The sequence below is a fragment of the Nocardioides sp. Bht2 genome (assembly GCF_047308515.1).
GTDB lineage: Bacteria > Actinomycetota > Actinomycetes > Propionibacteriales > Nocardioidaceae > Nocardioides.
In genome coordinates, this window is record NZ_JBLBWI010000002.1 from 91151 (window position 1) to 115878 (window position 24728).

Annotated in this window: 24 protein-coding genes and 2 tRNA genes; 23 read left to right on the plus strand and 3 right to left on the minus strand. The window is 68.7% G+C overall.

The window, feature by feature from the left end:
- Window positions 1-14: 14 nt before the first annotated feature.
- From ACLM5J_RS05645 to ACLM5J_RS05690, 10 genes are all read left to right on the plus strand, one after another.
- Complete coding sequence (locus ACLM5J_RS05645; RefSeq protein ID WP_413655089.1) at window positions 15-1094, plus strand: PP2C family protein-serine/threonine phosphatase; 1080 nt, start codon at window positions 15-17, stop codon at window positions 1092-1094.
- Window positions 1095-1173: 79 nt separating this feature from the next.
- A tRNA-Gly gene (locus tag ACLM5J_RS05650) sits at window positions 1174-1244 on the plus strand.
- Window positions 1245-1270: 26 nt separating this feature from the next.
- Window positions 1271-1343 (plus strand) — tRNA-Pro (locus tag ACLM5J_RS05655).
- A 35-nt stretch (window positions 1344-1378) separates the two neighbouring features.
- Window positions 1379-2761 (plus strand): trigger factor, encoded by a 1383-nt coding sequence (gene tig, locus ACLM5J_RS05660; RefSeq protein ID WP_413655090.1) that lies wholly within the window; start codon window positions 1379-1381, stop codon window positions 2759-2761.
- Window positions 2762-2882: 121 nt separating this feature from the next.
- Window positions 2883-3812: a hypothetical protein gene (locus tag ACLM5J_RS05665; protein ID WP_413655091.1), complete on the plus strand. Its 930-nt coding sequence runs from the start codon at window positions 2883-2885 to the stop codon at window positions 3810-3812.
- Complete coding sequence (locus ACLM5J_RS05670) at window positions 3809-4285, plus strand: SRPBCC family protein (RefSeq protein ID WP_413655092.1); 477 nt, start codon at window positions 3809-3811, stop codon at window positions 4283-4285. Before ACLM5J_RS05665 ends, ACLM5J_RS05670 begins: the two co-directional genes overlap by 4 nt.
- A 103-nt stretch (window positions 4286-4388) precedes the next feature.
- Window positions 4389-4994: an ATP-dependent Clp protease proteolytic subunit gene (locus ACLM5J_RS05675; RefSeq protein WP_413655296.1), complete on the plus strand. Its 606-nt coding sequence runs from the start codon at window positions 4389-4391 to the stop codon at window positions 4992-4994.
- Between the two features lie 2 nt (window positions 4995-4996).
- Window positions 4997-5599: an ATP-dependent Clp protease proteolytic subunit gene (locus tag ACLM5J_RS05680; RefSeq protein ID WP_413655093.1), complete on the plus strand. Its 603-nt coding sequence runs from the start codon at window positions 4997-4999 to the stop codon at window positions 5597-5599.
- An 86-nt stretch (window positions 5600-5685) separates the two neighbouring features.
- Window positions 5686-6960: an ATP-dependent Clp protease ATP-binding subunit ClpX gene (gene clpX, locus ACLM5J_RS05685; protein ID WP_413655094.1), complete on the plus strand. Its 1275-nt coding sequence runs from the start codon at window positions 5686-5688 to the stop codon at window positions 6958-6960.
- A gap of 142 nt (window positions 6961-7102) precedes the next feature.
- A complete protein-coding gene (locus ACLM5J_RS05690; protein WP_413655095.1) occupies window positions 7103-7864 on the plus strand; it encodes a hypothetical protein in 762 nt (253 codons plus the stop codon).
- Between the two features lie 114 nt (window positions 7865-7978).
- Here the strand turns inward: ACLM5J_RS05690 and valS are convergent, their stop codons facing one another.
- The 3 genes from valS to ACLM5J_RS05705 are packed head-to-tail and all read right to left on the minus strand — an operon-like array spanning window position 7979 to window position 12208.
- A complete protein-coding gene (gene valS, locus ACLM5J_RS05695; RefSeq protein WP_413655096.1) occupies window positions 7979-10594 on the minus strand; it encodes a valine--tRNA ligase in 2616 nt (871 codons plus the stop codon).
- A 49-nt stretch (window positions 10595-10643) separates the two neighbouring features.
- Entirely contained in the window at window positions 10644-11741 is a 1098-nt protein-coding gene (locus tag ACLM5J_RS05700; RefSeq protein ID WP_413655097.1) for an NAD(P)-dependent alcohol dehydrogenase, read from the minus strand.
- The gene (locus ACLM5J_RS05705) at window positions 11738-12208 is read right to left on the minus strand and encodes a DUF4334 domain-containing protein (protein ID WP_413655098.1); all 471 of its coding nucleotides are present in this window, start codon (window positions 12206-12208) and stop codon (window positions 11738-11740) included. Before ACLM5J_RS05705 ends, ACLM5J_RS05700 begins: the two co-directional genes overlap by 4 nt.
- A 66-nt stretch (window positions 12209-12274) precedes the next feature.
- Between ACLM5J_RS05705 and ACLM5J_RS05710 the strand changes: the two genes are divergently transcribed.
- The 13 genes from ACLM5J_RS05710 to rodA all read left to right on the plus strand — a co-directional run bounded on the left by ACLM5J_RS05710 (window position 12275) and on the right by rodA (window position 24695).
- Window positions 12275-13681 carry a bifunctional folylpolyglutamate synthase/dihydrofolate synthase gene (locus tag ACLM5J_RS05710; protein ID WP_413655099.1) on the plus strand — a complete coding sequence of 469 codons (1407 nt, stop codon included), beginning with the start codon at window positions 12275-12277 and terminating at the stop codon, window positions 13679-13681.
- A complete protein-coding gene (locus ACLM5J_RS05715) occupies window positions 13678-14088 on the plus strand; it encodes a DUF4233 domain-containing protein (RefSeq protein ID WP_413655100.1) in 411 nt (136 codons plus the stop codon). The genes ACLM5J_RS05710 and ACLM5J_RS05715 overlap by 4 nt, the downstream gene beginning before the upstream one ends.
- 74 nt (window positions 14089-14162) lie before the next feature.
- The gene (locus ACLM5J_RS05720) at window positions 14163-14651 is read left to right on the plus strand and encodes a hypothetical protein (protein WP_413655101.1); all 489 of its coding nucleotides are present in this window, start codon (window positions 14163-14165) and stop codon (window positions 14649-14651) included.
- On the plus strand, window positions 14651-14968 hold the full coding sequence (locus ACLM5J_RS05725; RefSeq protein WP_413655102.1) for a hypothetical protein: 318 nt from the start codon (window positions 14651-14653) through the stop codon (window positions 14966-14968). Before ACLM5J_RS05720 ends, ACLM5J_RS05725 begins: the two co-directional genes overlap by 1 nt.
- Window positions 14965-16710 carry an alpha/beta hydrolase gene (locus ACLM5J_RS05730; protein ID WP_413655103.1) on the plus strand — a complete coding sequence of 582 codons (1746 nt, stop codon included), beginning with the start codon at window positions 14965-14967 and terminating at the stop codon, window positions 16708-16710. The genes ACLM5J_RS05725 and ACLM5J_RS05730 overlap by 4 nt, the downstream gene beginning before the upstream one ends.
- Window positions 16707-17282 (plus strand): hypothetical protein, encoded by a 576-nt coding sequence (locus tag ACLM5J_RS05735; protein WP_413655104.1) that lies wholly within the window; start codon window positions 16707-16709, stop codon window positions 17280-17282. Before ACLM5J_RS05730 ends, ACLM5J_RS05735 begins: the two co-directional genes overlap by 4 nt.
- 48 nt (window positions 17283-17330) lie before the next feature.
- Window positions 17331-17738, plus strand: coding sequence for a nucleoside-diphosphate kinase (gene ndk, locus ACLM5J_RS05740; protein WP_413655105.1), 408 nt, complete (start codon window positions 17331-17333; stop codon window positions 17736-17738).
- Window positions 17739-17746: 8 nt separating this feature from the next.
- Window positions 17747-18772: a hypothetical protein gene (locus ACLM5J_RS05745; protein WP_413655106.1), complete on the plus strand. Its 1026-nt coding sequence runs from the start codon at window positions 17747-17749 to the stop codon at window positions 18770-18772.
- Window positions 18773-18960: 188 nt separating this feature from the next.
- Complete coding sequence (locus ACLM5J_RS05750; protein WP_413655107.1) at window positions 18961-19989, plus strand: rod shape-determining protein; 1029 nt, start codon at window positions 18961-18963, stop codon at window positions 19987-19989.
- An 11-nt stretch (window positions 19990-20000) separates the two neighbouring features.
- The gene (mreC, locus tag ACLM5J_RS05755) at window positions 20001-20912 is read left to right on the plus strand and encodes a rod shape-determining protein MreC (protein ID WP_413655108.1); all 912 of its coding nucleotides are present in this window, start codon (window positions 20001-20003) and stop codon (window positions 20910-20912) included.
- The gene (gene mreD, locus ACLM5J_RS05760) at window positions 20909-21424 is read left to right on the plus strand and encodes a rod shape-determining protein MreD (RefSeq protein ID WP_413655109.1); all 516 of its coding nucleotides are present in this window, start codon (window positions 20909-20911) and stop codon (window positions 21422-21424) included. Before mreC ends, mreD begins: the two co-directional genes overlap by 4 nt.
- On the plus strand, window positions 21418-23544 hold the full coding sequence (mrdA, locus tag ACLM5J_RS05765) for a penicillin-binding protein 2 (protein ID WP_413655110.1): 2127 nt from the start codon (window positions 21418-21420) through the stop codon (window positions 23542-23544). The genes mreD and mrdA overlap by 7 nt, the downstream gene beginning before the upstream one ends.
- The gene (gene rodA / locus ACLM5J_RS05770; RefSeq protein ID WP_413655111.1) at window positions 23541-24695 is read left to right on the plus strand and encodes a rod shape-determining protein RodA; all 1155 of its coding nucleotides are present in this window, start codon (window positions 23541-23543) and stop codon (window positions 24693-24695) included. Before mrdA ends, rodA begins: the two co-directional genes overlap by 4 nt.
- Window positions 24696-24728: the final 33 nt, after the last annotated feature.

The window sequence follows — 24728 nt, forward strand, 5'->3', positions numbered from 1 at the left end:
GGACAGGAGACCACGTGGTGCAGCGGAGCCGCTCGCGTCGGTCATCGTTCGAACGGCTGAGACGACGCTTCGGTGAGGGGGACACCTATGTCCTCTCCCTGCTCTATCTGCTGACCTTGGCGATCGGCTCGATCTACTTCGTCTGGCCCACCTGGTGGCCGCTGACGGTGCTGGCGCTCCCGTTGGTGCTGGGCAGCGTCCTGCTCGGGCCCCGGCACCTGCCCTGGTTCGTGATCGCGGTGCTCACGATGCTGGCGCTCGCGTTGACCCGGCAGCCCGAGATGAGTCCGCGGATCGTGGCCGGCGTGGTGGTCATCTTCGGCGTCGGCCTGATCGTGATGCTGGCGTCGTTCCGGCGTACCGAGCTCGGGGTCGGTGGCCTGCGCGGCGAGTCGATGCTGGTGGACCTCCGCGACCGGATCCTCAGCCAGGGCAAACTGCCCGCGCTGCCCGCGGACTGGTACGCCGAGTCGGCGCTCCGTTCGGCCGGGGGCACCTCGTTCGCCGGCGACTTCGTAGTGGCCTACCGGCAGGGGAGTGGCCCACGCCTCGACCTGGTCGTTGCCGACGTCTCCGGCAAGGGCGTCGACGCCGGTACCCGCTCGCTCCTGCTCTCGGGTGCGTTCAGCGGGCTGCTGACGGCGGTGAGCGCCGAGGAGTTCCTGCCCGCCGCCAACCGGTACCTGCTCCGCCAGGACTGGGACGAGGGGTTCGCCACCGCCGTCCACCTGAGTGTCGACCTGGAGAGTGGTGACTTCGAGGTGCGCACCGCCGGCCACCCGCCGGCCCTGCATCTGGACGCGGGTACCGGCCGCTGGGGCGCCCACGAGACGGACGGCCCGATCCTGGGCCTCTTCGACGGCGCGGAGTTCGAGGTCTACCGCGGACGTCTGAACTCGGGTGACGCGATCATGCTCTACACCGACGGCCTCGTGGAGAGCCCGACCAACGACCTCACCGCGGGCATCGATCGGCTGGCGGGCGAGGGCGAGAAGTTGCTCCAGGAAGGGTTCGACCACGGCGCGCGGCGGCTGATCGATCGGATCGCTGCCCCCGATGACGACCGAGCGCTGCTGCTGATCCATCGGCGCTGAGCCTGCGTGGTGAGACAACTGCGGGCCTGATTGCAGGCATGGCGTTGTGATGTGGCAGCATGGGCGCGCAACAAAAAGCGCGGATGTAGCTCAATGGTAGAGCCTCAGTCTTCCAAACTGATTACGCGGGTTCGATTCCCGTCATCCGCTCTAAGAGCCCGCCTGGGCACTTTTGGCGGGGCGTAGCGTAGTGGCTAGCGCGCCTGCTTTGGGAGCAGGAGACCGCAGGTTCGAGTCCTGTCGCCCCGACTCAGAGAAACCCCACAAGCATGAGGAGAACACCTGTGAAGAGCGCCGTCGAGACCTTGAGCCCGACCCGGGCCAAGCTGACCGTCGAGGTGCCCTTCGAGGAGCTCAAGCCGAGCCTCGACGCGGCGTACAAGAAGATCGCTCAGCAGATCAACGTGCCGGGCTTCCGTCGCGGCAAGGTTCCGGCTGCTGTGATCGACCGCCAGGTCGGCCGTGGCGCGGTCCTCGACCAGGCGATCAACGACGTCCTGCCCCAGAAGTACTTCGAGGCGCTGCAGGAGAACGAGCTGGAGCCGCTCGGCCAGCCCGAGATCGACGTGACCAAGCTCGAGGACAACGACGTCTTGGAGTTCACCGCCGAGGTGGACATCAAGCCCGACTTCGAGATGCCTGCCTACGACGGCATCGAGGCCTCGGTCGAGGACATCACCATCACCGACGAGGACGTCACCGAGCAGGTCGAGGCGCTGCGTGAGCGGTTCGCCACCCTGAAGGTCGTCGAGCGTGCGGCTGCTGAGGGCGATTTCGTCACCATCGACCTGGCCGCCCGCCAGGACGGCGAGGTGCTCGACGGCGCCGAGGTCTCCGGCATGTCCTACAAGGTCGGTCGCGGCGGCATGCTGGACGGCCTCGACGAGGCTCTTGTCGGCATGAGCGCCGGCGACACCAAGAACTTCACCTCGCAGCTCGTGGGCGGCGACCTGGTCGGCCAGGACGTCGACGTCGAGGTCACCGTGACCCAGGTCCAGGAGCAGGAGCTTCCGGAGTTCGACGACGAGTTCGCCCAGCTGGCCTCGGAGTTCGACACCGCCGCCGAGCTGAACGACGATGTCCGCGAGCGTCTCGGCCGCGGCAAGCGTCTGGAGCAGGCCGCTGCTGCCCGCGACGCCGTGCTCGAGGTGCTGCTGGAGAAGGTCTCGATCCCGCTTCCCGACTCGCTGGTCACCGATGAGCTCAACGCTCGCCGCCAGAACATCGAGCAGCAGCTCATGTTCGCCGGGATGACCATGGAGAAGTACCTCGAGGACGAGGGCCAGACCGTCGAGGAGTTCGAGGCTGACCTCGACCGCCGCGTGCGTGACGCCGTCGCTGCCCAGTTCATCCTGGACAAGGTCGCCAAGGCCGAGGAGCTCGGTGTCGACCAGAACGAGCTCTCCCAGCACCTGGTGCGTCGCGCCCAGCAGTCCGGTCAGGACCCGCAGGAGTTCGCGAACCACATGTTCGAGCACAACCACATCCCGGACCTGGTCCAGGAGATCCTGCGCGGCAAGGCGCTCGCCACGATCGTGGAGACCGCTGTCGTCAAGGATGCCTCGGGCAACGCTGTCGAGCTGAAGAACCTCCGTCCCGACGGCACCATCGGTGAGCCGGAGGCCGAGGTCGCCGAGGCTGACGCCGCGGAGACCGACTCCGAGTGAGTCGTCCCTGAACGCTTGAACCGAACGCCGCCCGGCTCTGCCGGGCGGCGTTCGGCGTTACTGAGAACGGGTTGTGGCGTTTCGGTTGCTGCCGACTGCGTTCGGGGCCAGACTCTGCGGGGTGAGTTCCTCCAGCGGCCCGCATCCGGGTGCTTCGACCGAGCAGATCGGCCTCCCGGCGGTGGCGTTCCGGCTGGGCGCGCGCCTGGTCCGTACCGCCAGCGGTCTGGGTTGGCGGTTGGTGGTTCGGCAGACCCCACGTGCCTTGGCTTTCGCCCGGGCCACGACGGTCAACGCGGCGCCGGTCCGGCTGCGGCGCCGCGGCGTCGATATCGCGGTGCGTGCCGAGGAGTTGCGAGGTGCCTATCGGGACGCGACCGACCGGCTGTTGCTGCTGCTCCCGGACCCGTCGCAGTCCGAGACCGTCTGGGACGGTGACGACTCGGGGTACGCCGACAGGTTGGAGCGGCTGCTCGGCTGGACGCCGGTCCAGATCCGGGTCCCGGCGCCGAGCGGCGACGGCGGCGCGGCCGTCGGGGTCGAGCTCAGCGCGTTGTTGCAGAACCTCGTGGACGGCTGGCCGACGCCGGTGAGCCGGATCGCGGTCCTCGCCTCCGGTGACGGTGGCTTGGCGCTCCGGTCCGCCGGCGCTGTGGCCACCGTCGATCCTCAGGCGTGGCAGCGGTTGACCACCGACGTCGTCCTCCTCGGGACACCGCATCTGGTGGTGCCGACCACCGCAGGCAGCTCGCCGTTGGGCCGTGGTCTGGAGGCCGAACTGGCCGGTGTGGTCGACGAGGAGCGGGCGCGGCCGGACGTGCCCGAGCTGTCGGCCCGGTACACCCTGATCACCCGCCGTGCCCGGGTGGAGGGCAACCCGATCGGCTCGTTGTTGGGATCGCTGGTCTGGTGGCGCGAACGGAGCCGCCGCCGCCCGCGCCAGGCCCGGGAACTCTTCCCCAGCGCTGCGGTGCACCACGTCGGTGACGCCAAGCAGTCGCTGGCGGCCCATCCCGAAGTCCAAGATGCACTGCTGAGGTGGTTGGTATGAGTCCTGATCGTGAGTTGCGTGTCGAAGAGCTGATCGCGGCCCCGCCGGTGGCGGTGTGGCAGGTGATCAGCGACGTCGCCGCGATGGCGGAGGGGAGCCCGGAGACCGTCCGGATGCTGCCGCTCAAGCGTGGCGGGATGCGGGTCGGGCAGTGGTACCTGGGGATCAACCGGCGCGGGTGGGTCTGGTGGCCGACCCGCAACGTCGTCGCCGTGGTGGTTCCCCAGCGCGAGCTGGTCTGGGACACCGCGTCCAGCGGCGCGCGATGGATCTTCGAGTTGCATGCGGAGCCGAGCGGAACCCGTCTGGTGCACCGGCGTCCGGTCCCGCGCAGACTGACCCTGCTGAGCAAGGTCTTCGCCGGCGCGCTGCTGGGCGGGGCTGCGTCGCACGCCGACGAGTTGGAGGCGGGGATGGCCCGCACGCTGGCCGGGGTCAGGGCCCGGGTGGAGGCGACTGCAGATCGGCGTTGAGCCCTCAGCGAATCCGCTGTGGGCGAACACCGGCCCAGAGCCCGTGGTTTTGTCGGTGCCGCGGTCTAGTGTCGGTCCCGTGAACCAGATTCCCAGTCCCCAGATGAACGGTGGCCTCCCGTCGTACGGGCTCGACGACAACGTCTACCAGCGCCTGCTGCGTGAGCGGATCGTCTTCCTCGGCTCGGAGGTCCGCGACCAGAACGCCAACGCGATCTGCGCCCAGTTGTTGCTGCTGTCGGCGGAAGACCCCGAGGCTGACATCTTCCTGCACATCAACAGCCCGGGTGGTTCGGTCGACGCCGGTATGGCGATCTACGACACCATGAACTACATCCCCAACGACGTCGCCACCGTGGCGATGGGCCTGGCCGCTTCGATGGGTCAGTTCCTGCTCTGCGCCGGCGCCAAGGGCAAGCGTTACGCCCTGCCGCACGCGCGGATCATGATGCACCAGCCGTCCGGCGGCATCGGCGGCTCGGCCTCCGACATCAAGATCCAGGCCCAGCAGAGCCTGCTGCTCAAGAAGCAGCTGGGCGAGCTGATCGCCGAGCACACCGGCCGCACCGTCGAGGAGATCGAGCGCGACTCCGACCGCGACCGTTGGTTCACGCCTCACCAGGCCCTCGAGTACGGCCTCATCGACAAGGTGATCACCAGCGCCCGCGAGACCTCTGACGAGGGTCGCCCGGCCCACAAGAAGGACTGAGCATGAACTACTACATCCCGCAGTGGGAAGAGCGGACCTCCTACGGCTTCCGTCGGATCGACCCGTACGCGAAGCTCTTCGAGGACCGGATCATCTACCTGGGCACCCCGATCAGCGACGACGTCGCCAACGCGGTGATCGCGCAGCTGATGTGCCTGGAGTCGATGAACCCCGACCAGGACATCCAGATCTACATCAACAGCCCCGGTGGTTCGTTCACCGCGTTGACGGCGATCTACGACACCATGCGCTTCATCAAGCCCGATGTGCAGACCGTCTGCATCGGTCAGGCGGCTTCCGCAGCTGCGGTCCTGCTGGCTGCCGGTGCCCCCGGCAAGCGGTTGGCCCTGCCCAACGCCCGGATCCTGATCCACCAGCCCTACACCGAGGGCCAGGGCGGTCAGATCTCGGACCTGGAGATCCAGGCCAACGAGATCATCCGGATGCGTGAGCTGCTCGAGAAGATGCTCGCCGACGCTTCGGGCAAGTCGATCGAGGAAGTGAGCCGCGACATCGAACGCGACAAGATCCTCACCGCACAGCAGGCCGTCGACTACGGCCTGATCGACTCGATGATCGAGTCGCGCAAGGCAGCGCTGGTCTGACCGGTCGACACCCCGTGTCGGCCGCCCAAAACGGTCGGCGCGGGGTAGGTTCGAGAAGTTGATGTTCGAGGGAAGGAAGTCCGTCCGTGGCACGCATTGGTGACGGAGGTGACCTGCTGAAGTGCTCGTTCTGCGGGAAGAGCCAGAAGCAGGTCAAGAAGCTGATCGCCGGCCCCGGCGTCTACATCTGCGACGAGTGCATCGACCTCTGTAACGAGATCATCGAGGAGGAGCTCTCCGAGCGTTCCGAGGTCGGTCTCGAGGAGCTGCCGAAGCCCAAGGAGATCTTCGAGTTCCTGAACTCCTACGTGATCGGCCAGGAGACGGCGAAGAAGTCTCTCGCGGTCGCCGTCTACAACCACTACAAGCGCGTCCAGTCCGGCCTGGCGGCCGGCACCAAGCACGCTGACGCCGTCGAGGTGGCCAAGTCCAACATCCTCGTCGTCGGTCCGACCGGCTGTGGCAAGACGTACCTGGCGCAGACCTTGGCCCGGATGCTCAACGTGCCCTTCGCGATCGCGGACGCCACGGCGCTCACCGAGGCCGGTTATGTCGGTGAGGATGTCGAGAACATCCTGCTCAAGCTGATCCAGGCCGCCGACTACGACGTCAAGAAGGCCGAGACCGGGATCATCTACATCGACGAGATCGACAAGGTGGCGAGGAAGGCCGAGAACCCCTCGATCACTCGTGACGTCTCCGGTGAGGGTGTGCAGCAGGCCCTGCTGAAGATCCTGGAGGGCACCACCGCCTCGGTACCGCCGCAGGGCGGTCGTAAGCACCCGCACCAGGAGTTCATCCAGATCGACACGACGAACATCCTGTTCATCGTCGGCGGCGCCTTCGCCGGGCTGGAGAACATCATCGAGCAGCGGGTCGGCAAGAAGAGCCTGGGCTTCACCGCCGAGGTTCGTGGCGCCGCGGAGCGCGATGAGGAGGCCCTGCTCAACCAGGTGCGTCCCGAGGACCTCACTAAGTTCGGCCTGATCCCCGAGTTCATCGGCCGACTGCCGCTGATCGCGAGCGTCAACAAGCTCGACAACGAGGCGTTGGTGCAGATCCTCACCGAGCCGAAGAACGCGCTGGTCAAGCAGTATCAGAAGCTGTTCGAGATCGACGGCGTCGAGCTTGAGTTCACCGACGAGGCGATCGTCGCGATCGCCGACCGGGCGATGGAGCGCGGCACTGGTGCTCGAGGTCTGCGCGCGATCATCGAAGAGGTGCTGCTCCACGTCATGTACGACGTTCCGTCCCGCGGAGACATCGCCAAGGTGGTCGTCACCCGGGAGACCGTGGAGGACGACGTGAGCCCCACGTTGATCGTCCGCGAGGAAGAGCCCAAGAAGAAGCGCTCTGCCTGATCCGTTCGGTCTGATCAGTTCGTTCGGCGTAGCCCATCTGGGGGGTATTCCCGGATGGGCTCGCTGCGCGCCTCAGGGTTCGGGATATCTTGGGGCCTGCCACCCGTGAGTGTCACGGGTACCGGATCACGCTAGGGAGACGATGAGCACTGCGCAGAAGCGACCGCTTGCGGCCTTTGTTCTGCTTGCTGTGGGCGTCAGCGTCTTCGTCGCTCAGTCGCTCGGTGCCCCGGACCAGTCGAGTTCGGACGACGTCGCCTCCTCCAGCGTGATCCTGATCAACGGCGGCCAGGCGCGCGACGACGCCGCGCCGAGCCGTCCTGCGGGCCAGAACGGCTTCTTCGACGGTCTGATCTCCGGGCTCGGCGACCCCGCTTCCGGCTCGACCACCGATCCGAGTGTGCTGGGTCCGTCCGGGGACCACCCGCGGGCACGTCGCGCCGCCAACGACCGCAAGGAATCCGACGGCCCGGCAGTCACCAAGAAGCAGCGGATCCGTGGGCCCAAGGGCGCTCAGTCTCCGACGGCGACCGAGCCGGCCGAGGAGTCGACGAAGGACGAGACGAAGAAGGCTGACCACGAAGCCAAGAAGGCTGCGCAGGAGGCCAAGAAGGCCGCTCAGCAGGCTGAGAAGGCCGACAAGAGGGCTGATAAGGACCGTCGCAAGTGGGAGCGGAAGAACCGCAAGCCGAGGCACTCCCAGCACAACTCGTCGAGTCACAGCTCGCACAGCCACAGTTCGTCGCACAGCCACAGTTCGTCCAGCCACAGCTCCCAGGGGCACGGTAAGAATCGCGGCCACAGCAAGGACAAGAACCGCGGCCACAGCAAGGACAAGAACCGCGGCCACAGCAAGCAGAAGAACCGCGGCCACAACAAGGGCAAGCGTCACGGCCGTCGCTGACGGTCCGCAGAGCCCTCACCTTCGCCACGCCGCCAGGCGCCCGTAGAAACAGTCAGGCCCCGTCCCGCACCGGCTTCCGCTCGGTGCAGCACGGGGCCGCTGCTACTTCTCAGGTCACTCCTCGGTGGGCACGAACTCCACGCTCACGCTGATCTCGACCGCATCCTCGGCCGGCGTCAGCACGAAGTCACCGACCACCTTGCCGGCGTTGCGCAGGTCGCCCTCGGCGTGGCCGATCGCGGTCACCTGTGCCGGGCTACCGACGAACTCGGCGCGGCTGAGCTCGGTCTTCATCGAGACCTTGGCCTGCGACTTGGCGCCGCGGAGGCCGGCCAGTGCGGCGGCGACCGTGTCCAGCAGCGCCGGGTCACTGGCAGCGGCCGAGCCCAGCTCGGTCGCCCGCGGCCACGGTGCGGTGTGGATCGAGCCCTCCTGCCACCACGACCAGACCTCTTCGGTGACGTAGGGCAGGAACGGCGCGAGCAGCCGCAGGACGGTGTGCAACGCGGTGGCCAGGGTGGCCCGAGCGGACTCGGTACCGATGCCGCCGTCCTCGTCGTAGGCGCGCTCCTTGACCAGCTCCAGGTAGTCGTCGCAGAACTCCCAGAAGAAGCGCTCGGTGACCTCGAGGGCCGACGTGTAGTCGTAGGCGTTGAAGGCGTCGGTGGCCTCGGTGACCACCTGGGCGAGCCGACCCATCAACGCGGTGTCGACGGGCTTCGCGATCAGCGCGGGGGAGACCGTGGTCGCACCGACGCTGCCGAGCACGAACTTGGAGGCGTTGAGCACCTTCATCGCGAGCCGGCGTCCGACCTTCATCTGGGTCTCGTCGAAGGGTGAGTCCAGGCCCGGGCGGGCCATCGCGGCGCGCCAGCGGACGGCGTCGGCGCCGAACTTGTCCAGGATCTCGGTGGGGACGACCACGTTGCCCTTGGACTTGCTCATCTTCTTCCGGTCCGGGTCGACCACGAAGCCGGAGATCAGCGCGTGCGTCCACGGCACGACGCCGTTCTCGTGGTGGGCACGGACCACCCGGGAGAAGAGCCACGTCCGGATGATGTCGTGTGCCTGGGTGGCCAGGTCCATCGGGAAGACCCGCTCGAACAGGTCGTTGTCGCTCTCCCAACCGCCGGCGATGTGCGGGGTCAGCGAAGAGGTCGCCCAGGTGTCCATCACGTCCGGGTCGCCGATGAAGCCGCCGGGCTTGCCCCGCTGTGCCTCGGTGAAGCCGGCGGGGGCGTCGGTCGACGGATCGATCGGCAGCTGCTCCTCGGTCGGCAGCAACGGTGCGGCGTAGTTCGGCTCGCCCTCGGCGTCGAGTGCGTACCAGACCGGGAACGGGATACCGAAGAAGCGCTGCCGCGAGATCAGCCAGTCACCGTTCAGGCCGCCGACCCAGTTGTCGTAGCGGTGCTTCATGTGGCTCGGCACCCAGGTGATCTGCTCACCGTCGGCGACCAGCGCCGCGCGCAGGTCGGCGTCGCGGCCACCGTTGCGGATGTACCACTGCCGGGTGGCGACGATCTCGAGCGGCTTGTCGCCCTTCTCGAAGAAGTTCGTCATCCGGGTGGTGGCCTTGGGCTCGCCGTCCAGAGCGCCGGTCTCGCGGAGCTTGGCGACCACGGCCTCACGGGCGCTGAAGGTGGTCTTGCCGGCGAGTTCGGCGTAGGCGCCTGCAGCCTGCTCGGCGGCCAGCCACTCCGGGGTCTCGCGGAGCAGGCGGCCGTCGCGACCGATCACGGTCCGCACCGGCAGCTGGAGCTCGCGCCACCACATCACGTCGGTCAGGTCGCCGAAGGTGCAGCACATCGCGATCCCGGCACCCTTGTCGGGCTCGGCGGCGGGGTGCGCCAGAACGGGGATCTCGACGCCGAAGATCGGCGAGGTGACCGTGGTGCCGAAGAGCTCGGCGTAGCGCTCGTCGTCGGGGTGCGCGATCAGGGCGACCACGGCCGGGATCAGCTCGGGACGGGTGGTCTCGATGTGGATCGGCGAGCCGTCGGGCTTGGTGAAGGCGACCCGGTGGTAGGCACCGGCGTACTCGCGGGCCTCCAGCTCGGCCTGTGCGACGGCGCTCTGGAAGGTGACGTCCCACAGGGTGGGGGCCTCCTGCAGGTAGGCCTCGCCGCGGGCGAAGTTGCGCAGGAACGCCCGCTGGCTGACGGTCTGGGCCTTCTCGCCGATCGTCGTGTAGTGCTCGGCCCAGTCCACGGAGAGACCGACGGTGCGCCACAGCGACTCGAACGCCTTCTCGTCCTCCTTCACCAGCTCTTCACAGAGCGCGATGAAGTTGGGCCGGCTGATCGGGATCTGCTTCTTGGGGTCCGGCTTGGCCGGGGGAGTGAACTCGGGGTCGAACGGCAGCGACGGGTCGCAGCGCACGCCGTAGTAGTTCTGCACCCGACGCTCGGTCGGCAGGCCGTTGTCGTCCCAACCCATCGGGTAGAAGACGGTCTTGCCGGTCATCCGCTGGTAGCGGGCGATCACATCGGTGTGGGTGTAGGAGAAGACGTGGCCGACGTGCAGCGAACCGGAGACGGTCGGCGGCGGGGTGTCGATCGAGTAGACGTTCGCCCGCGGCTGGGTCCGGTCGAAGCGGTAGGTCTGGTTGGCCTTCCACGTCTCGGCCCACTTCGTCTCCAGGCCCTCCAGAGCCGGCTTGTCCGGTACGACGACGTCGCGCGTGGGCGTCGTCGCGGACAGGTCGTTCTGGGCAGGGGTATCAGTCATAGGACGATTCTATTGGCGTAGTTGGGCGTCCAAGAAACCCGGTTCCTCCTCACCAGGTGAGGACCGGCTTGACGGCGACGCCGGAGGCCGAGTCGGCGATCGCGGCACCGATCTGGTCGAAGCGGTAGCTGCTGATCAGGCGGTCCACGTCGAAGTGGCCGGCGGCGGCGAGTTCGAGGAGCCGGGGCACCATCTGCTGGGGGTCGCTGTCGCCCTCCACCGACCCACGCACGACCTTGCCGTTCATCATCACGTCGATCGCATCCAGGGTGATCTCGGGAGCACCGAGGCCGAGGACGGCGAGCTCCCCGCGTGGGCGCAGCGCGGCGACGCCGTCCCGGATCACTCCGGCGACGCCGGTGGTGTCGAGCGCGTGGGTGGCTCCGCCGTTGGTGAGCTCCTTGATCTGACTGACGATCGAGCCCGCATCGAGCTCAGCCGGGTTCAGGACCGTGGCGCCGTAGCTGGCAGCGGTCTCCAGTCGCGAAGTCATCAGGTCGACGGCGACCACGGTGGCGACCCCCGCGCCGCGGGCGGCGGCGATCGCGGCCAGACCGACCGCTCCGGCGCCGTAGACCACCAGGGCGTCGTCGGCACCGGGCGCCAAGACGTTGAGGACGGTGCCGGCGCCGGTCTGGAAGCCGCAGCCGAAGGGGCCGATCCGGCTGAGGTCATAGGTCGGATCGACGACGACCGCGTTGTCGGCGTAGGCGATCACGTGTTGGGCGAAGCTGGACTGGCCGAAGAAGGAGCCGAAGAGTGGGGCGCCGTCGTGGAGGTAGGTGGTGGAGCCGTCCATCCTGGTGCCGAGGTAGTTGAGCAGCACCGTGGACTCGCAGTAGCCCACGCCCTGGCGGTGGCACTGCCCGCAGGAGCGGCAGGCGCGGAACGAGAGCACCACGTGGTCGCCGACGGCGACGCCGGAGACGTCGTCGCCGACCCACTCGACGACGCCCGCACCCTCATGGCCGAAGACCCTCGGGAACATCTCGGCGGGCAGGGTGTCGCGGACCGAGAGGTCGGTATGACACAGGCCGGTGGCGGCGATCTTGACCACGATCTCGGCGGCCTGCGGTTCGGTCAGCTCCACCTCGGTGAGTTCGAAGTCGGAGCCGGGGGCGGGGGAGAGGGCGGCGATCGTCTTCACTGGTCACGCTCCAGCCAGAAGTAGTAGAGGTCGGTGATGCCGTAGGTGCTCTCCAGCTTGCCGTTCATGATCCCCATCAGGGTGGTCTCGTCGACCCGCTTGAAGTGGTCGAAGACGGGAACCTTGTCGTAGACCATCGTGGCGGTCACCTCGCCGCGGAACGCCACCTCCCACAGGCTCGCCGCGCCACCGCCGGCCGCCTTCTCGTTGGCGTACAGGGCGCCGTCGGCATCGCGGCAGACGATCGGGGTGACGTCGAGTGCGGTGTCGAACCACTTGCCGTGCCAGCGTGCCTTCTCCAGCACCGTGGAGACGGGGTGCCCGGTGGCGAAGTCGCCGCCACGCCAGTGGCCGAGGATCTCGGGCACGGCGACCGTGGCGAGCTGGTCCCAGAGGTCGTCCAGTTCGTCGGTACGGACCGAGGCGGCGTCCCGCAGCCGGGTGAAGCGGTCGGTGATCTGCGTCATGGAGGCAATCTAGGACCATGACAGCGTTACTGTCATCGTATTGGGGGCAACTAGACTCAAAGCGTCATGACTGAAAACTTCCCCGCGTTCTCCGCCCAGGGCCGCCCCGCGCTCACCTTCGCTGAGGCCGAGGACGCCCTGCTCTCCCGTTGGCCCGAGACCCGGCTCGAGCCGTCGCTCGACCGGATCGCCGCGTTCACCGAACTCCTCGGCGACCCACAGCGCAGCTACCGGGTGATCCACCTGACCGGGACCAACGGCAAGACCTCCACCTCGCGGATGATCGACTCGCTGCTGCGCGCGCAGGACCTGCGCACCGGCCGGTTCACCAGTCCGCACGTGGAGAAGATGAGCGAGCGGATCAGCATCGACGGCGAGCCGGTCGACGACGAGACCTTCGTCCGGGTCTTCAACGAGGTCGCGCCGTACACGCTGCTGGTCGACGCCGACCAGCCGCACCCGCTCTCCTTCTTCGAGACCGTGGTCGGGATGGCCTTCGCCGCCTTCGCCGACGCGCCGGTCGACGTGGCGGTGATCGAGGTCGGGATGGGCGGTTCGTGGGACGCCACCAACGTGGCGGACGGCGATGTCGCGGTGGTCCTGCCGATCGGTCTCGACCACGCTCAGTACCTGGGCGATACGGTGGGCGCGATCGCCGGCGAGAAGGCCGGGATCATCAAGCCCGGTGCCCGACTGGTGATGGCCCAGCAGCCGGAGGAAGCGGCCGCCGTACTGCTCGCCCGGGCCGCAGAGGTCGGCGCGACGGTGGTCCGTGAAGGCGTCGAGTTCGGCGTCGTCGGCCGCACCCCCGCCGTCGGCGGCCAGTCGATCAGTCTGCAGGGCCTCAACGCTCGCTACGACGACCTCTTCCTTCCGCTCTACGGGGCGCACCAGGCCCAGAACGCCGCTGTCGCCCTGGCCGCGGTCGAGGCGTTCGGTGGCGGTGACCCGCTCGACGACGATCTGGTCCGCGAAGCGTTCGCACGCGTCGACTCGCCGGGTCGCCTCGAGGTCGTGCGCAGGAGCCCAGCCGTGGTCCTGGACGCCGCGCACAACCCGGCCGGGGCTGCGGCCACGGCAGCCAGCCTCACCGAGTCGTTCGCCTTCTCGCCGTTGATCGGCGTGATGGGCGTGATGGGTGACAAGGACGTCGAAGGGGTGCTTGCCGCCTTCGAGCCCGAGATGACCCACCTGATCGCCACCCGTAACTCGACCCCGCGCTCACTGCCGGCCGAGCAGTTGGGCGTGCTGGCCCGGGAGATCTTCGGCGAGGACCGGGTGACCGTCGTCGACTCGTTGGCCGACGCCCTCGACCTCGCCGTCACCCTGGCCGAGGAGGGCCAGTCGTTCGGCGAGTCGATCGGCGGCGGCGGCGTCCTGGTCACCGGTTCGGTGATCACGGTGGGCGAGGCACGCGAAATGTTGAAGGGGCGCGACCCGCTGCGCACCGACCTGAAGGGCAATGACCGATGAGCACCGAGCAGCCGGCAGACCCGGCGACCACCGAACTCCCCGCCGAGGCCCAGAAGTCGCCACGTCGGGCGATGTGTGCGGCGATCCTCTCGCTGGAGGCGATCATGCTCGGCCTCAGCTCCGCGGTGATGATCTCCCTGGCCGACGTGGCGCCGGCCGTTGCACTGAGTATCGGGCTCGGCCTCTGCGTGCTCTGCTTCCTGGTCGCGGGCATGCTCCGCGCCGAGTGGGCCTACTGGGCCGGTACCGCGATCCAGGTAGCGGCGGTCGCGCTCGGCTTCGTGGTGCCGATCATGTTCTTCCTGGGCGGGCTCTTCGCTCTGCTCTGGGGCAGCGCCTACTACCTCGGCCGCAAGATCGAGCGTGAGCGTGGCGCGGCCTGGGCGGAGTGGGCAGCCGAGCAGTGAGCTGAACCCTGCGGCTCTCTCCACAGCCGCAGCTCTCCGGGTTTGCGAACCCCCGGGCTGGGTAGGTCCCGGTCATGGACTCTCGGACCCAACTGCTTGCAGACCCCTTCTGGTCGGTGGTCGCGCGTCGCCACCCTGAGCTGGAGATCGTGCTGGTCCCGGGCGACGAGCCTGACCTCTCGACCCCGATCGTGGACGCCGATGCGGCCCACGTGGCCGCGATCGCGGAGGCGCTCGAAAGCCAACGGCCCCAGGACGGGTGGGACGGCGCGGAACCCCCGCATGCCGAGGTCGTCCCCGGGCCGAGCCCGGACTCCGTCGAGGTGCGGCTCAAGTACAGCCAGCGGGACGCGGACGGTCTGCAGACGCTGGCCGCGATGGCACAGCACGCTGACCATGCGGAGAGCCGCGACGGCGAAGTGGTCACCCTGCGGGCGGCGTTCGACCTGCTCCGGTTGCGGGCCACCTGGGCTCGGGAGACCGAGATCCTGGTGGTCCGTTTCACCTCCCCGGCGCTGCGGGTCGGCGAGGAACTCGCCGCCCGACTTCTCGGACGGTCCTGATGCCCACCGTTCCGGTCGCCGTCGGGGAGCGGGCCGGGCAATGGGATCAGCAGAACGTCGACCTGACCTCGGCCGGTCAGGTCGTCTCGAGCGCGGTGAGCGCCGGCTTCAGTAGCCCGGTGCGGAGCGCGGCAGCCGCCTTCACCACCGCCTGGCACGGACATATCGATGCCCTGGCCGCCGACGCCGAGGGCTTCGCCGACGACCTGCGCGGCACCATCCAGGCCTGGTTCGACTCCGACACCGCCGCCACCGATGCGCTGCTCTACGACGTCGACGCGCAGAACCTCTTCGCCGCCTTGACGGAGCAGCGATGACGGTGATCACCCTGCCGGCCGAGCCGCGCACCATCCCCACGCTGACCTGCGATCCGGCCGGGATCGAGGGGTTCGCAGCCGACCTGCTCACCGCCTCCACCCAGGTCGACGACCTCGGCACCTTCGTGCCCGGCACCGCTCCGATCGCCGACTGGACCGGTGACGACGCGGTCAGCTATCACGCGGCGATCCGTCCGTTGGGGGAGCGGGCGGACGCGATGTCGTTGGCGCTGCGGCAGATCTCGCGCCGTACCTCGACCCATGCCGTCGAGATGCAGGGCTTCGTCGACAGCCGGGTCGAACTGACCAGCCGGCGGGGCTCCTTGATCGGTGAACTCAACGGACTCCGGCTCTCCGCGCCGATGGTGCCCGCGGATCAGGTCGCGGACTTCCAGGACGATTGCGACCGGCTCGGCGTCCAGATCGGTGTCTTCGACGAGGACGTCGCCACGCTGGTCGAGGCGATCGCCGCGGAGGAGAGCGAGATGGTCGCGGCCTTCGAGGGCCTGCAGACGCTGCGTCAGGTCACTCAGCGCTATCAGGGGGTGGCCGATCCGGCCGACGCGGCGCTGGCCCGCAAGCCGGGACCGGGCGCTGGTCCGGATGCGGTCCGGCAGTGGTGGGAGAGCCTCAGCGAGTCCGAGCAGTTCGCGATCCTGGCCGCCTCCCCGGGATCGATCGGCAACCTCGACGGGATCCCGGCAGGGGTCCGTGATCAGGCGAACACCACGGCGCTGGAACGGGACCTGGCGATGCTGGAGCTCTTGGAGTCGCGGGGGCAGCTGACCGGGGACGAGCGCGACCACCTCAACAACGCCCGGGCCACCCGCGACGCGATCCAGCGGGTCGCGGACCGTGACGACCCGGTGACCGGTGAGCCGGTGCAGAGCCAGCTCTACATCTACGACCCCACGGCGTTCGACGGCGATGGCCGGGTCGCGGTCGTCGCCGGTGACCTCGACACCGCCGACAACATCGCGGTGATCACGCCGGGGCTGACCAACGACGCCACCAAGATCCCGGGCAACACCTCGAGCGCGCTCAACCTCTACGAGGCGGCCCGTGCCGACGACCCGAGCCAGAGCACCGCGGTGATGGCCTGGATGGGATACGACGCCCCCGACGACTGGGACAGCGGCGGCGTGGCGTTCGAGTCGATGGCGGAGAACGGCGGCGAGCGGTTGGCCGACACCTTCGACGGGATCAACGCGATCCGCACCGACGATCCGCACCTGGTCGCCGTCGGTCACAGCTACGGCTCCACCACCACCGGTACCGCCGCCACCGATGAAGGTCTCGACGTCGGTGACGTCGTCCTGCTCGGCAGCCCCGGCCCTGGCGACAGTGCGGAGCATGCCTCCGACCTCGGGGTCGGTGAGGACCACGTCTGGGTGGGCAGCAACAGCCGCGACCCGGTCGCCGACCTCGGCGACAAGGGGTGGGTGAACAAGGGCAACATCGAGCTCGGTCTGGGCCGCGATCCGGCCGAGGACGACTTCGGGGCGAACCGGTTCGAGGCCGAGGCGGTCGATCGTGGCGAGGGGCTCAACCCGCTCAACGACCACTCGAAGTACTTCGACCACGACAGCGAGTCGCTCGACAACCTGGCCCAGATCCTCAATGGTGACTATGACGAGGTCGAACTCGCGGAGCACAAGTACGACCCCTGGTACAGCGGGCCGGTCGATCCCGAATGGGATCGGACGCCCGAGACCGAGAGCACCAGAGGAGGCGGGCAGTGAGACGACGAGGCGCCTGGTGGGCGGCACTGATGATCGTGGCAGGGAGCGTGATGACGGCGTGCGGTGACGACGGGTCGAGCACCGGGGGCGGGGGAGACCCGGCCGCCGCCGAGCAGCGGTTGGAGGAGCAGCGCGACGCGGTGCGCGAGCTGGCGCTCCAGGTGGCGCCGGCGCTGGCCGACTCCGTCTCCGGCACCCTCACCTTCCTGCGTGGCAGCTGGGCGGGGTGCACCAGCGCCGACCAGTGGACCTATCGGAACTTCAAGTACCGGGTCGCGGGCCGGATCGACGCCACCGGGCTCTCCGCCGACTCGTTGACGACGCTGCAGGGGGTACTCCGCGACGAGGGGTTCGAGGTCAGCACCCCTGAGGCGGACGGCGAACCCGGCGCGGACGGCGTCCGCAAGGAGTTGGCGGCCGGGCTGCGGATCTACCCGGACGACTCCTTCGCGTTGGTCTCCTTCGCGGGCTCGTGCGTCGACGTCCCGGAGGGGGACCGGGAAGCTTGGGGATCGCGGAGCGAGCCGGACAAGAACCTGGTGCCGCCGGCCGCGAGTTCACCCGCCGAGTGAGCCGACCCGCGCCGGTGGGCATGGGCGCGGCTCGGTAGGGTCTGAGGCATGACGCAGCGCACTTTGGTGATCCTCAAGCCCGACGCCGTCCGCCGGGGCCTGGTCGGCAACATCCTGTCCCGCTACGAGGCCAAGGGTCTCGCGATCGTGGCACTTGAGCACCGCACCATCGACGGCGAGATGGCCGACCGGCACTACGCCGAGCACGTCGAGCGGGACTTCTACCCGCCGCTGCGCACCTTCGTCACCTCCGGCCCGCTGGTGGTCGCGGTCCTCGAGGGCGACGAGGCGATCGAGGTCGTTCGCCTGCTCAACGGTGCTACCGACGGACGCAAGGCCGCGCCCGGCACGATCCGCGGCGACCTGTCGATGTCGAACCGCGAGAACCTGGTCCACGGCTCCGACTCCACCGAGTCCGCCGAGCGCGAGATCGGGATCTGGTTCCCGGCTCTCTGAGCACACCGGTGACGTCATCCGTTGCGAGCACCCGCCTGCGCGGAACGGATGACGTCGGCTGGCGCCTGCTGGCAGCACTCCTGGTGACGGCGCTGCTGGCCGGCTGCGCCAGCAGCGGTTCCACCTCCGGCCCGTCGACGGCGGAGCCCAAGCCGGTGGCCGCCGGACGTTGCGACGGCGTCACCCGGTCCGAGGTGAAGGGCCGCGAACCCGGGTACGGGCCGCACACCATGCGGAGCTACCCGGTGGCCGCAGCGGTCTGCGCCGCCTATTGGGTCGACGGGCTGGACGACTGGTTCATCCCGCAGTCGATCGAGCTGATCGGCTCGCGGGTCCTGGTCGCCGGCTACCAACGGAAGAGCCCGCGACTCGGCAACCACCCCTGCCAGTTGCTGGAACTCGATCCGAAGACCGGGCGCACCGTCGGCTTCCTGGCGCGTTGGGAGGCCCCGGTCTACAGCAGTGAGCCCACCTTCTGCCGCCACTCCGGCGGGATGGAGGCGGACGACTCCGGGCTCTGGTTGGTCGAGTCGAACCGGCTCTGGCTCCTCGACCCCGACCATCTCTTCGACGGCGACCCGGTCCGCCGGGTCTGGACGCTGCCGCCCAACGTCAAAGGGTCGGCCCTGGTCATCGACGGCTCCCGGATGGGGATCGGCCGGTTCCGGATCGACCGCTCGGCACGGATGGCGTGGTTCTCGATCCCCGAGATCCTCGCTACCTCGGGGGAGCTTCCGGACCCGCTCCGTTGGCGCCCGGTGCCACGCCGGTTGCAGGGGATCGCGACCGGGCCGGGCGGGATCTGGTTCACCAGTACCGGAACCCACTGCGCCGAACTGCACACGTCCGAGGGGCGCAGGCTCTCCTTCGTGCCCGGCGCCGAGGACGTCGAGTTCGTCGGACGCAGCATCTGGACCGTCAGTGAGGCGGGCGCCCGGTACTTCCTCGACCCCGACGAGGAGACGATCCCGGCGGTGCTCCGCCTCGACCGGGACGCCGTCCTGGCGGGCGCGGAGCAACACTGCCCCTGGTGACCCGCGCGGACGTCATACGTTGCGCGGAAGCGGGTCCTCGGGGCGTATGACGTCCCACATGAGGGCGTGGGCGTGTCCTCCCGAATCTGGGTGGGCGCCCTTCTAACCTCGGAGATGGCGACCTGTACCTCGGGGTGCGGCGCTGCGTGACCTTCCCCCACGACGTACGAGCAAGGGCAACATTTTCGATGGCGAACAGCATCATCGGTCGAGACATGGCCGTCGATCTCGGCACCGCAAATACGCTGGTCTATGTCCGCGGCAAGGGTGTCCTGGTGGACGAACCCTCCGTGGTGGCGATGAACACCAAGACCGGCGAGATCCTGGCGGTCGGCCACGAGGCGAAGCGGATGCTCGGCCGTACCCCCGACAACATCACCGCGATCCGTCCGCTCAAGGACGGCGTGATCGCCGACTTCGACAGCTGTGAAGCGATGCTTCGCCACTTCATCCGTCAGGTGCACCGTCGTGGGTATCTGGCCAAGCCGCGTGTGGTGATCTGCGTGCCCAGCGGGATCACCGCCGTCGAGCAGCGCGCCGTCAAGGAGGCCGGGTACCAGGCGGGGGCACGTCGGGTCTACATCGTCGAGGAGCCGATGGCTGCCGCGATCGGCGCCGGGCTCCCGGTCGACGAGGCGACCGGCAACATGGTCGTCGACGTCGGTGGCGGGACGACCGAGGTCGCCGTCATCTCGCTCGGCGGCATCGTCACCTCGCTCTCGATCCGGACCGCAGGCGACGACCTCGACCAGGCGATCATCGCCTGGATGAAGAAGGAGTACTCCCTGATGCTGGGGGAGAGGACCGCCGAAGAGATCAAGATGACGCTCGGCTCCGCGTTCCCGCTGCCCACGGAGCCTGAGGCCGAGGTCCGCGGCCGCGACATGATCTCCGGACTGCCGCGCACCGTCGTGGTCTCCAGCGCCGAGGTCCGGCAAGCGCTCGAGGAGCCGCTGCACAACATCGTGGACGCCGTCCGCGCCACCTTGGACCAGACCCCGCCCGAGCTCGCCGGCGACATCATGGACCGCGGCATCGTGCTCACCGGTGGTGGCGCGCTGCTCAAGGGCCTCGACGAGCGGCTCCGCCACGAGACCGGGATGCCGGTCCACGTGGCCGAGGAGCCGTTGAGCTCGGTGGCGCTCGGCGCCGGCCGCTGCGTCGAGGAGTTCGAAGCCCTGCAGCAGGTGTTGGTCTCCGACGCTCGGCGGTTCTGATGCCCGGCCCCATGCGTGAGCGACGCTGGAAGCGGGACTCCGAGGGCAGCGAACGCGACCGTTCCGCCCGTTCGGTGCTGATCGCCCTGGTCCTCGCCAGCGTCACCATGATGGTCCTCGACCAGCAGGGTGTCGACGGGCCGATGGACGCCGCCCGCCGCGGTGTCGGTGAGGTGATCGGTCCCGCCGAGAGCTTCGGCGATGCGGTCGTGGAGCCGTTCGCCTCGATCGGCGACTACTTCCGCAGTCGCTCCGACCTGCGCGACGAGGTCCGTGAGCTGCAGGCGGAGAACGACCGCCTGCACAGCGAGGCGAACACCGCGGACCTCGATCGCAACCGGCTCGCCGAGTACGACGGGCTGGCCAAAGCGGCCACCGACATCGGCTACTCGCTGCTCCCGGCCAAGGTGATCGGCGTCGGCCCGCGGCAGTCGTTCTCCCAGACGGTGACCATCGACGCCGGCAGCTCGTCGGGGCTGACCAGCGACCTGACCGTGGTGAACTCCCGAGGGCTGGTCGGCCGGGTGATCCGGGTGACCCGGACCACCGCAACGGTGCTGCTGATCCTCGACACCGACTCCGTGGTCGGTGGCCGGCTCGCCTCCAGCATGGAGATCGGCTTCCTCAAGGGGCGCGGCGAGATCGGTGACGACGCGCTCCTCGACCTCGATCTGATCGACGACACGGTGATCGCCACCAAGGGCGACGTCGTCACCACCTGGGGCAGCAAGGACGGCGCACCGTATGTGGCCGGAGTTCCGATCGGCAAGGTGGTCTCGGTGATCAGCAGCCCTCGCGAGACGAGCCGGGTGGCCCGGATCGAACCGCTCGTCGACTTCAGTTCGCTCGACCTGGTCGGTGTGGTGGTGCCGGGCGGCACCAGCAGCGATCGGGCGATCTTCGAGGCGGAGGGGAAGCGATGAGCCTGGTCCGCGCAGGCGGCGCAGCGATCGCGGTCGTGGTCGCCGTCGTGCTCCAGGTGACGGTCTTCTCCCACCTGGCCTGGGACGGCGTGGTGCCCAATGTCGCGCTGCTGGTCGTGGTTGCCGCTGCGCTGGTGCGCGGCCCACAGTTCGGGGCATTGGTCGGCTTCGCCGCAGGCGTCCTGGTCGATCTCGCCCCACCGGCCGACCACCTCGCCGGACGCTGGGCGCTGGCTCTGGTCATCGTCGGCTTCATGGCCGGGCTGGTCCGTCAGGAGTCCCGGATCACCGTGCCGATGGCGCTGGGCACGGTGGCCGCGGCCTCGTTCGTCGGCACCTCGATCTTCGCCATCTCCGGACTGATCCTCGACGACGGCACGGTCGGCGTCGTGGAGATGCTCCAGGTGATCGGCATCGGCATGGTCTGGGACGTTGCCCTCACCCCGCTGCTCCTGCCGCTGACGATGGCGCTGTTCCGTCGCATCGACCCGCCCCGGTTCGCGACATGGTGAGCGCCGGCGCCCAGCGCAGCAGGCTGCGACTGATCGTGATCCAGGCCCTGGTGGTGAGTCTCTTCGCCACCTTGCTGGTTCGGCTCTGGTACCTCCAGGTCGCCGGCGGCGAGGTCTACCAGGCCAAGGCACAGTCGCAGTCGGTCCGTGAGGTCGTCCTGCAACCCGACCGCGGCCTGATCGTCGACGCCCAGGGCCGGTCGCTGGTCGCGAACCGGAACATCTGGGTCGTCTCGATGGACCGGACCACGCTCGGCAAGCTGCCCGAGGACCAGGGCGAGCAACTGCTCAAGTCGGTCTCGAAGATCCTCAAGGTCAAGGTCGCCAAGCTCCGCGCCCGGCTGCTGAACTGCGGCACCGAGGGCGCGGTCTCCGGAACCTGCTGGAACGGCTCGCCCTACCAGCCGGTGCCGGTCGCCGAGGACGTCGACCAAGAGGTCGCGCTGCGCCTCAAGGAGCAGCCTGAGGACTACCCGGGCATCGTCGTCCAACAGCGGTCGGTCCGGGCGTACCCGTCGCCGTACGGGATCAACGCAGCGCACCTGCTGGGCTACCTGAGCCCGATCACCGAGGAAGAGTTCGACCTCGCCGAGAAGGAGGCCGACACCTCCCTCAACGGTGCCTCCCAGGTCGGCCGCTCCGGCGTCGAGAAGCAGTACGACAAGTGGCTACGAGGGATGCCCGGCTACCAGCGGGTCGAGGTCAACTCGGTCGGCGAGGTGATGCGCGAGAACAGCGTCGACGCCGGCCGCCCAGGGAGCACCCTGGTCACCTCGATCGACGCCAAGGTGCAGTCGGTGGTGGAGGACCAGCTGGCCGGGACCATCGCCACCGCCCGGGCCACCCACGACACGGTGACAGGTCGCAACTACGTCGCCGACTCGGGTGCCGCGTTGGTGATGGAGGTCGACACCGGGCGGATCGTGGCGATGGCCAGCGCGCCCACCTATGACGCCGACATCTGGTCCGGTGGGATCACCCAGAAACAGCTGTCGCAGCTCTACTCGGAGAAGGCCGGCACGCCGTTGCTGTCGCGGGCCACCCAGGGCCAGTTCGCGCCGGGCTCCACGTGGAAGCCGGTGATGACCGCCGGTGCTCTGACCAACGGCTACACGCCGGCGAGCCGGCTGGACTGCTCATCCGCCTTCCAGGTCGGCAACCGGGCGTTCAAGAACTACGAGTCCGGGGCGTACGGCTCGATCGGTTTCGACCGGGCCCTGGAGGTCTCCTGCAACACCTTCTTCTACCGGATCGGCTACGGCTTCTGGCAGCGGCTGGGCAGCGACGTCAGCGACGTCAACGCCAAGGACCCGTTGGTCGCCGAGGCGAAGAAGTTCGGCTTCGGCAAGAAGACCGGGATCGACCTGCCCGGGGAGGCGTCGGGCCGGATCGCGGACCGGAAGTGGAAGCGGGCCTACTACGAGTCGCAGAAGGACTACTACTGCGGGATCAGCGAGAAGCCGCCGGCCGACGCCAGCGACTTCCTGCGCCGTTTCGCCCGGGAGTTCTGCATCGAGGGATACGCCTACCGGGCCGGTGACGCGGTGAACTTCGCGATCGGCCAGGGCGACACGATCGTCACCCCGCTGCAGTTGGCGCGCGCCTATGCGGCGTTCGCCAACGGGGGGACGCTCTGGGAGCCGCGGATCGGGAAGGCGATCGTCGACCCGGAGGGCGAGGTGGTCAAGGAGATCAAGCCCAAGAAGCAGAGCAATGTGAAGCTGCCTAAGTCGGTGCTCGACTACATCGACACCGCGCTGAAGGGGGTCACCTCGCGCGGCACGATGTCGTGGCGGATGACCGGCTTCCCGCTGCAGCAGGTGCCGATCCGGTCGAAGACGGGCTCGGCCGAGGTCTACGGCAAGCAGTCGACCTCCTGGGTGGCCTCCTACTCCGACGACTACGTCGTGGTGATGATGGTGACCCAGGGCGGTACCGGGTCGGGCACCTCGGGCCCGGCGATCCGGAAGATCTGGGAGTCGCTCTACGGGGTCAACGGCACCGAGGCGAACTTCAAGAACGCAGCGATCCCCGGCGTCGTCGCCGGCGATCAACTGCCGGTCTTCGCCCCGGACGGCGCGATCCTCCCGCCGCAGCGGAAGAAGGGGAGCAAGCGATGACCCGGCGCCATGGACTCGACTGGATCCTGATGGGCGCGGTCGCCGTTCTCGTCCTCCTCGGCACCTTGCTGGTCTGGTCTGCGACGAGCAGTCGCGAGGCGCTGACCGGGGGAGACTCGACCGCCTTCCTCGCCAAGCAGTTGGTCAACGTCGCGATCGGCGTCGTGCTGATGGTGATGGTGATGGCCACCGACCACCGGTGGCTGCGGATCCTCGTACCGGCGATCTACGCCGCCTCGGTCCTCGGACTGCTCCTGGTCCTGGTGATGGGCAGCACCATCAACGGCTCGAAGTCGTGGCTGATGATCGGCGGCATGTCGATCCAACCGTCCGAGTTCGCGAAGCTGGCGGTCGTCGTCGGGATGGCGCTTCTGGTCTCCGAGCGGGCCGCCTGGTCGCGGCCGGTCGGCGCCGTCGACGTCGTCGCCATGCTGGCGGTGGCGGGAGTCCCCGCCGCCTTGATCCTGCTCCAACCGGATCTCGGCACCATGCTGGTTCTCAGCGCCACGGTCTTCGGCATGCTGGCCGTCGCCGGGGTACCCCGCCGCTGGGTGGGTGGCCTCCTCGCCGCCGGCGTCGCGGCCGCTGCGCTGGCGATCTCGGCGGGGGTCTTGAAGCAGTACCAGATCGACCGGTTCATGGCGTTCACCAACCCGGCACTCGACCCGCGGGGAGCTGGCTACAACACCGAGCAGGCCCGGATCGCGGTCGGCAACGGCGGCATCTTCGGCCAGGGCCTCTTCGACGGTTCCCAGACCAAGTCCGGCTTCGTCCCTGAGCAGCACACCGACTTCATCTTCACCGTCGCCGGTGAGGAGCTCGGCCTGCTCGGGGCGGGTCTGCTGATCGCACTGCTCGGTGTGATCGTCTGGCGGGCGCTGGCGATCGCGGTCCGTGCCGAAGACATGTTCGGTCGGGTCGCCGCCGCGGGGATCGCCTGCTGGATCGGCTTCCAGGCGTTCCAGAACATCGGCATGTGCCTGGGCATCATGCCGGTCACCGGGGTACCGCTGCCGTTCGTCTCCTACGGCGGCACCTCGATGTTCGCCGCGATGCTCGCCGTCGGCGTGCTGCAGAACATCCACCTGCGGTCGTCGTCCTCGACCCCGACCGCCTTCACCACCCCGACCCGCCACCTGGTCCGCGGCTGACGCCGCCCACCCGATAGTCCCTGGCTGACGCCG

Excerpts from the sequence above, each read along its gene's own strand:
- ACLM5J_RS05670 (WP_413655092.1), top strand. The coding sequence starts at position 3,809 with ATGAGTCCTGATCGTGAGTTGCGTGTCGAAGAGCTGATCGCGGCCCCG.
- ACLM5J_RS05675 (WP_413655296.1), top strand. The coding sequence starts at position 4,389 with ATGAACGGTGGCCTCCCGTCGTACGGGCTCGACGACAACGTCTACCAG.
- ACLM5J_RS05680 (WP_413655093.1), top strand. The coding sequence starts at position 4,997 with ATGAACTACTACATCCCGCAGTGGGAAGAGCGGACCTCCTACGGCTTC.
- ACLM5J_RS05690 (WP_413655095.1), top strand. The coding sequence starts at position 7,103 with ATGAGCACTGCGCAGAAGCGACCGCTTGCGGCCTTTGTTCTGCTTGCT.
- valS (WP_413655096.1), bottom strand. The coding sequence starts at position 10,594 with ATGACTGATACCCCTGCCCAGAACGACCTGTCCGCGACGACGCCCACG.
- ACLM5J_RS05705 (WP_413655098.1), bottom strand. The coding sequence starts at position 12,208 with ATGACGCAGATCACCGACCGCTTCACCCGGCTGCGGGACGCCGCCTCG.
- ACLM5J_RS05710 (WP_413655099.1), top strand. The coding sequence starts at position 12,275 with ATGACTGAAAACTTCCCCGCGTTCTCCGCCCAGGGCCGCCCCGCGCTC.
- ACLM5J_RS05715 (WP_413655100.1), top strand. The coding sequence starts at position 13,678 with ATGAGCACCGAGCAGCCGGCAGACCCGGCGACCACCGAACTCCCCGCC.
- ACLM5J_RS05720 (WP_413655101.1), top strand. The coding sequence starts at position 14,163 with ATGGACTCTCGGACCCAACTGCTTGCAGACCCCTTCTGGTCGGTGGTC.
- ACLM5J_RS05725 (WP_413655102.1), top strand. The coding sequence starts at position 14,651 with ATGCCCACCGTTCCGGTCGCCGTCGGGGAGCGGGCCGGGCAATGGGAT.
- ACLM5J_RS05730 (WP_413655103.1), top strand. The coding sequence starts at position 14,965 with ATGACGGTGATCACCCTGCCGGCCGAGCCGCGCACCATCCCCACGCTG.
- ndk (WP_413655105.1), top strand. The coding sequence starts at position 17,331 with ATGACGCAGCGCACTTTGGTGATCCTCAAGCCCGACGCCGTCCGCCGG.
- ACLM5J_RS05750 (WP_413655107.1), top strand. The coding sequence starts at position 18,961 with ATGGCGAACAGCATCATCGGTCGAGACATGGCCGTCGATCTCGGCACC.
- mreC (WP_413655108.1), top strand. The coding sequence starts at position 20,001 with ATGCGTGAGCGACGCTGGAAGCGGGACTCCGAGGGCAGCGAACGCGAC.
- mreD (WP_413655109.1), top strand. The coding sequence starts at position 20,909 with ATGAGCCTGGTCCGCGCAGGCGGCGCAGCGATCGCGGTCGTGGTCGCC.
- mrdA (WP_413655110.1), top strand. The coding sequence starts at position 21,418 with ATGGTGAGCGCCGGCGCCCAGCGCAGCAGGCTGCGACTGATCGTGATC.
- rodA (WP_413655111.1), top strand. The coding sequence starts at position 23,541 with ATGACCCGGCGCCATGGACTCGACTGGATCCTGATGGGCGCGGTCGCC.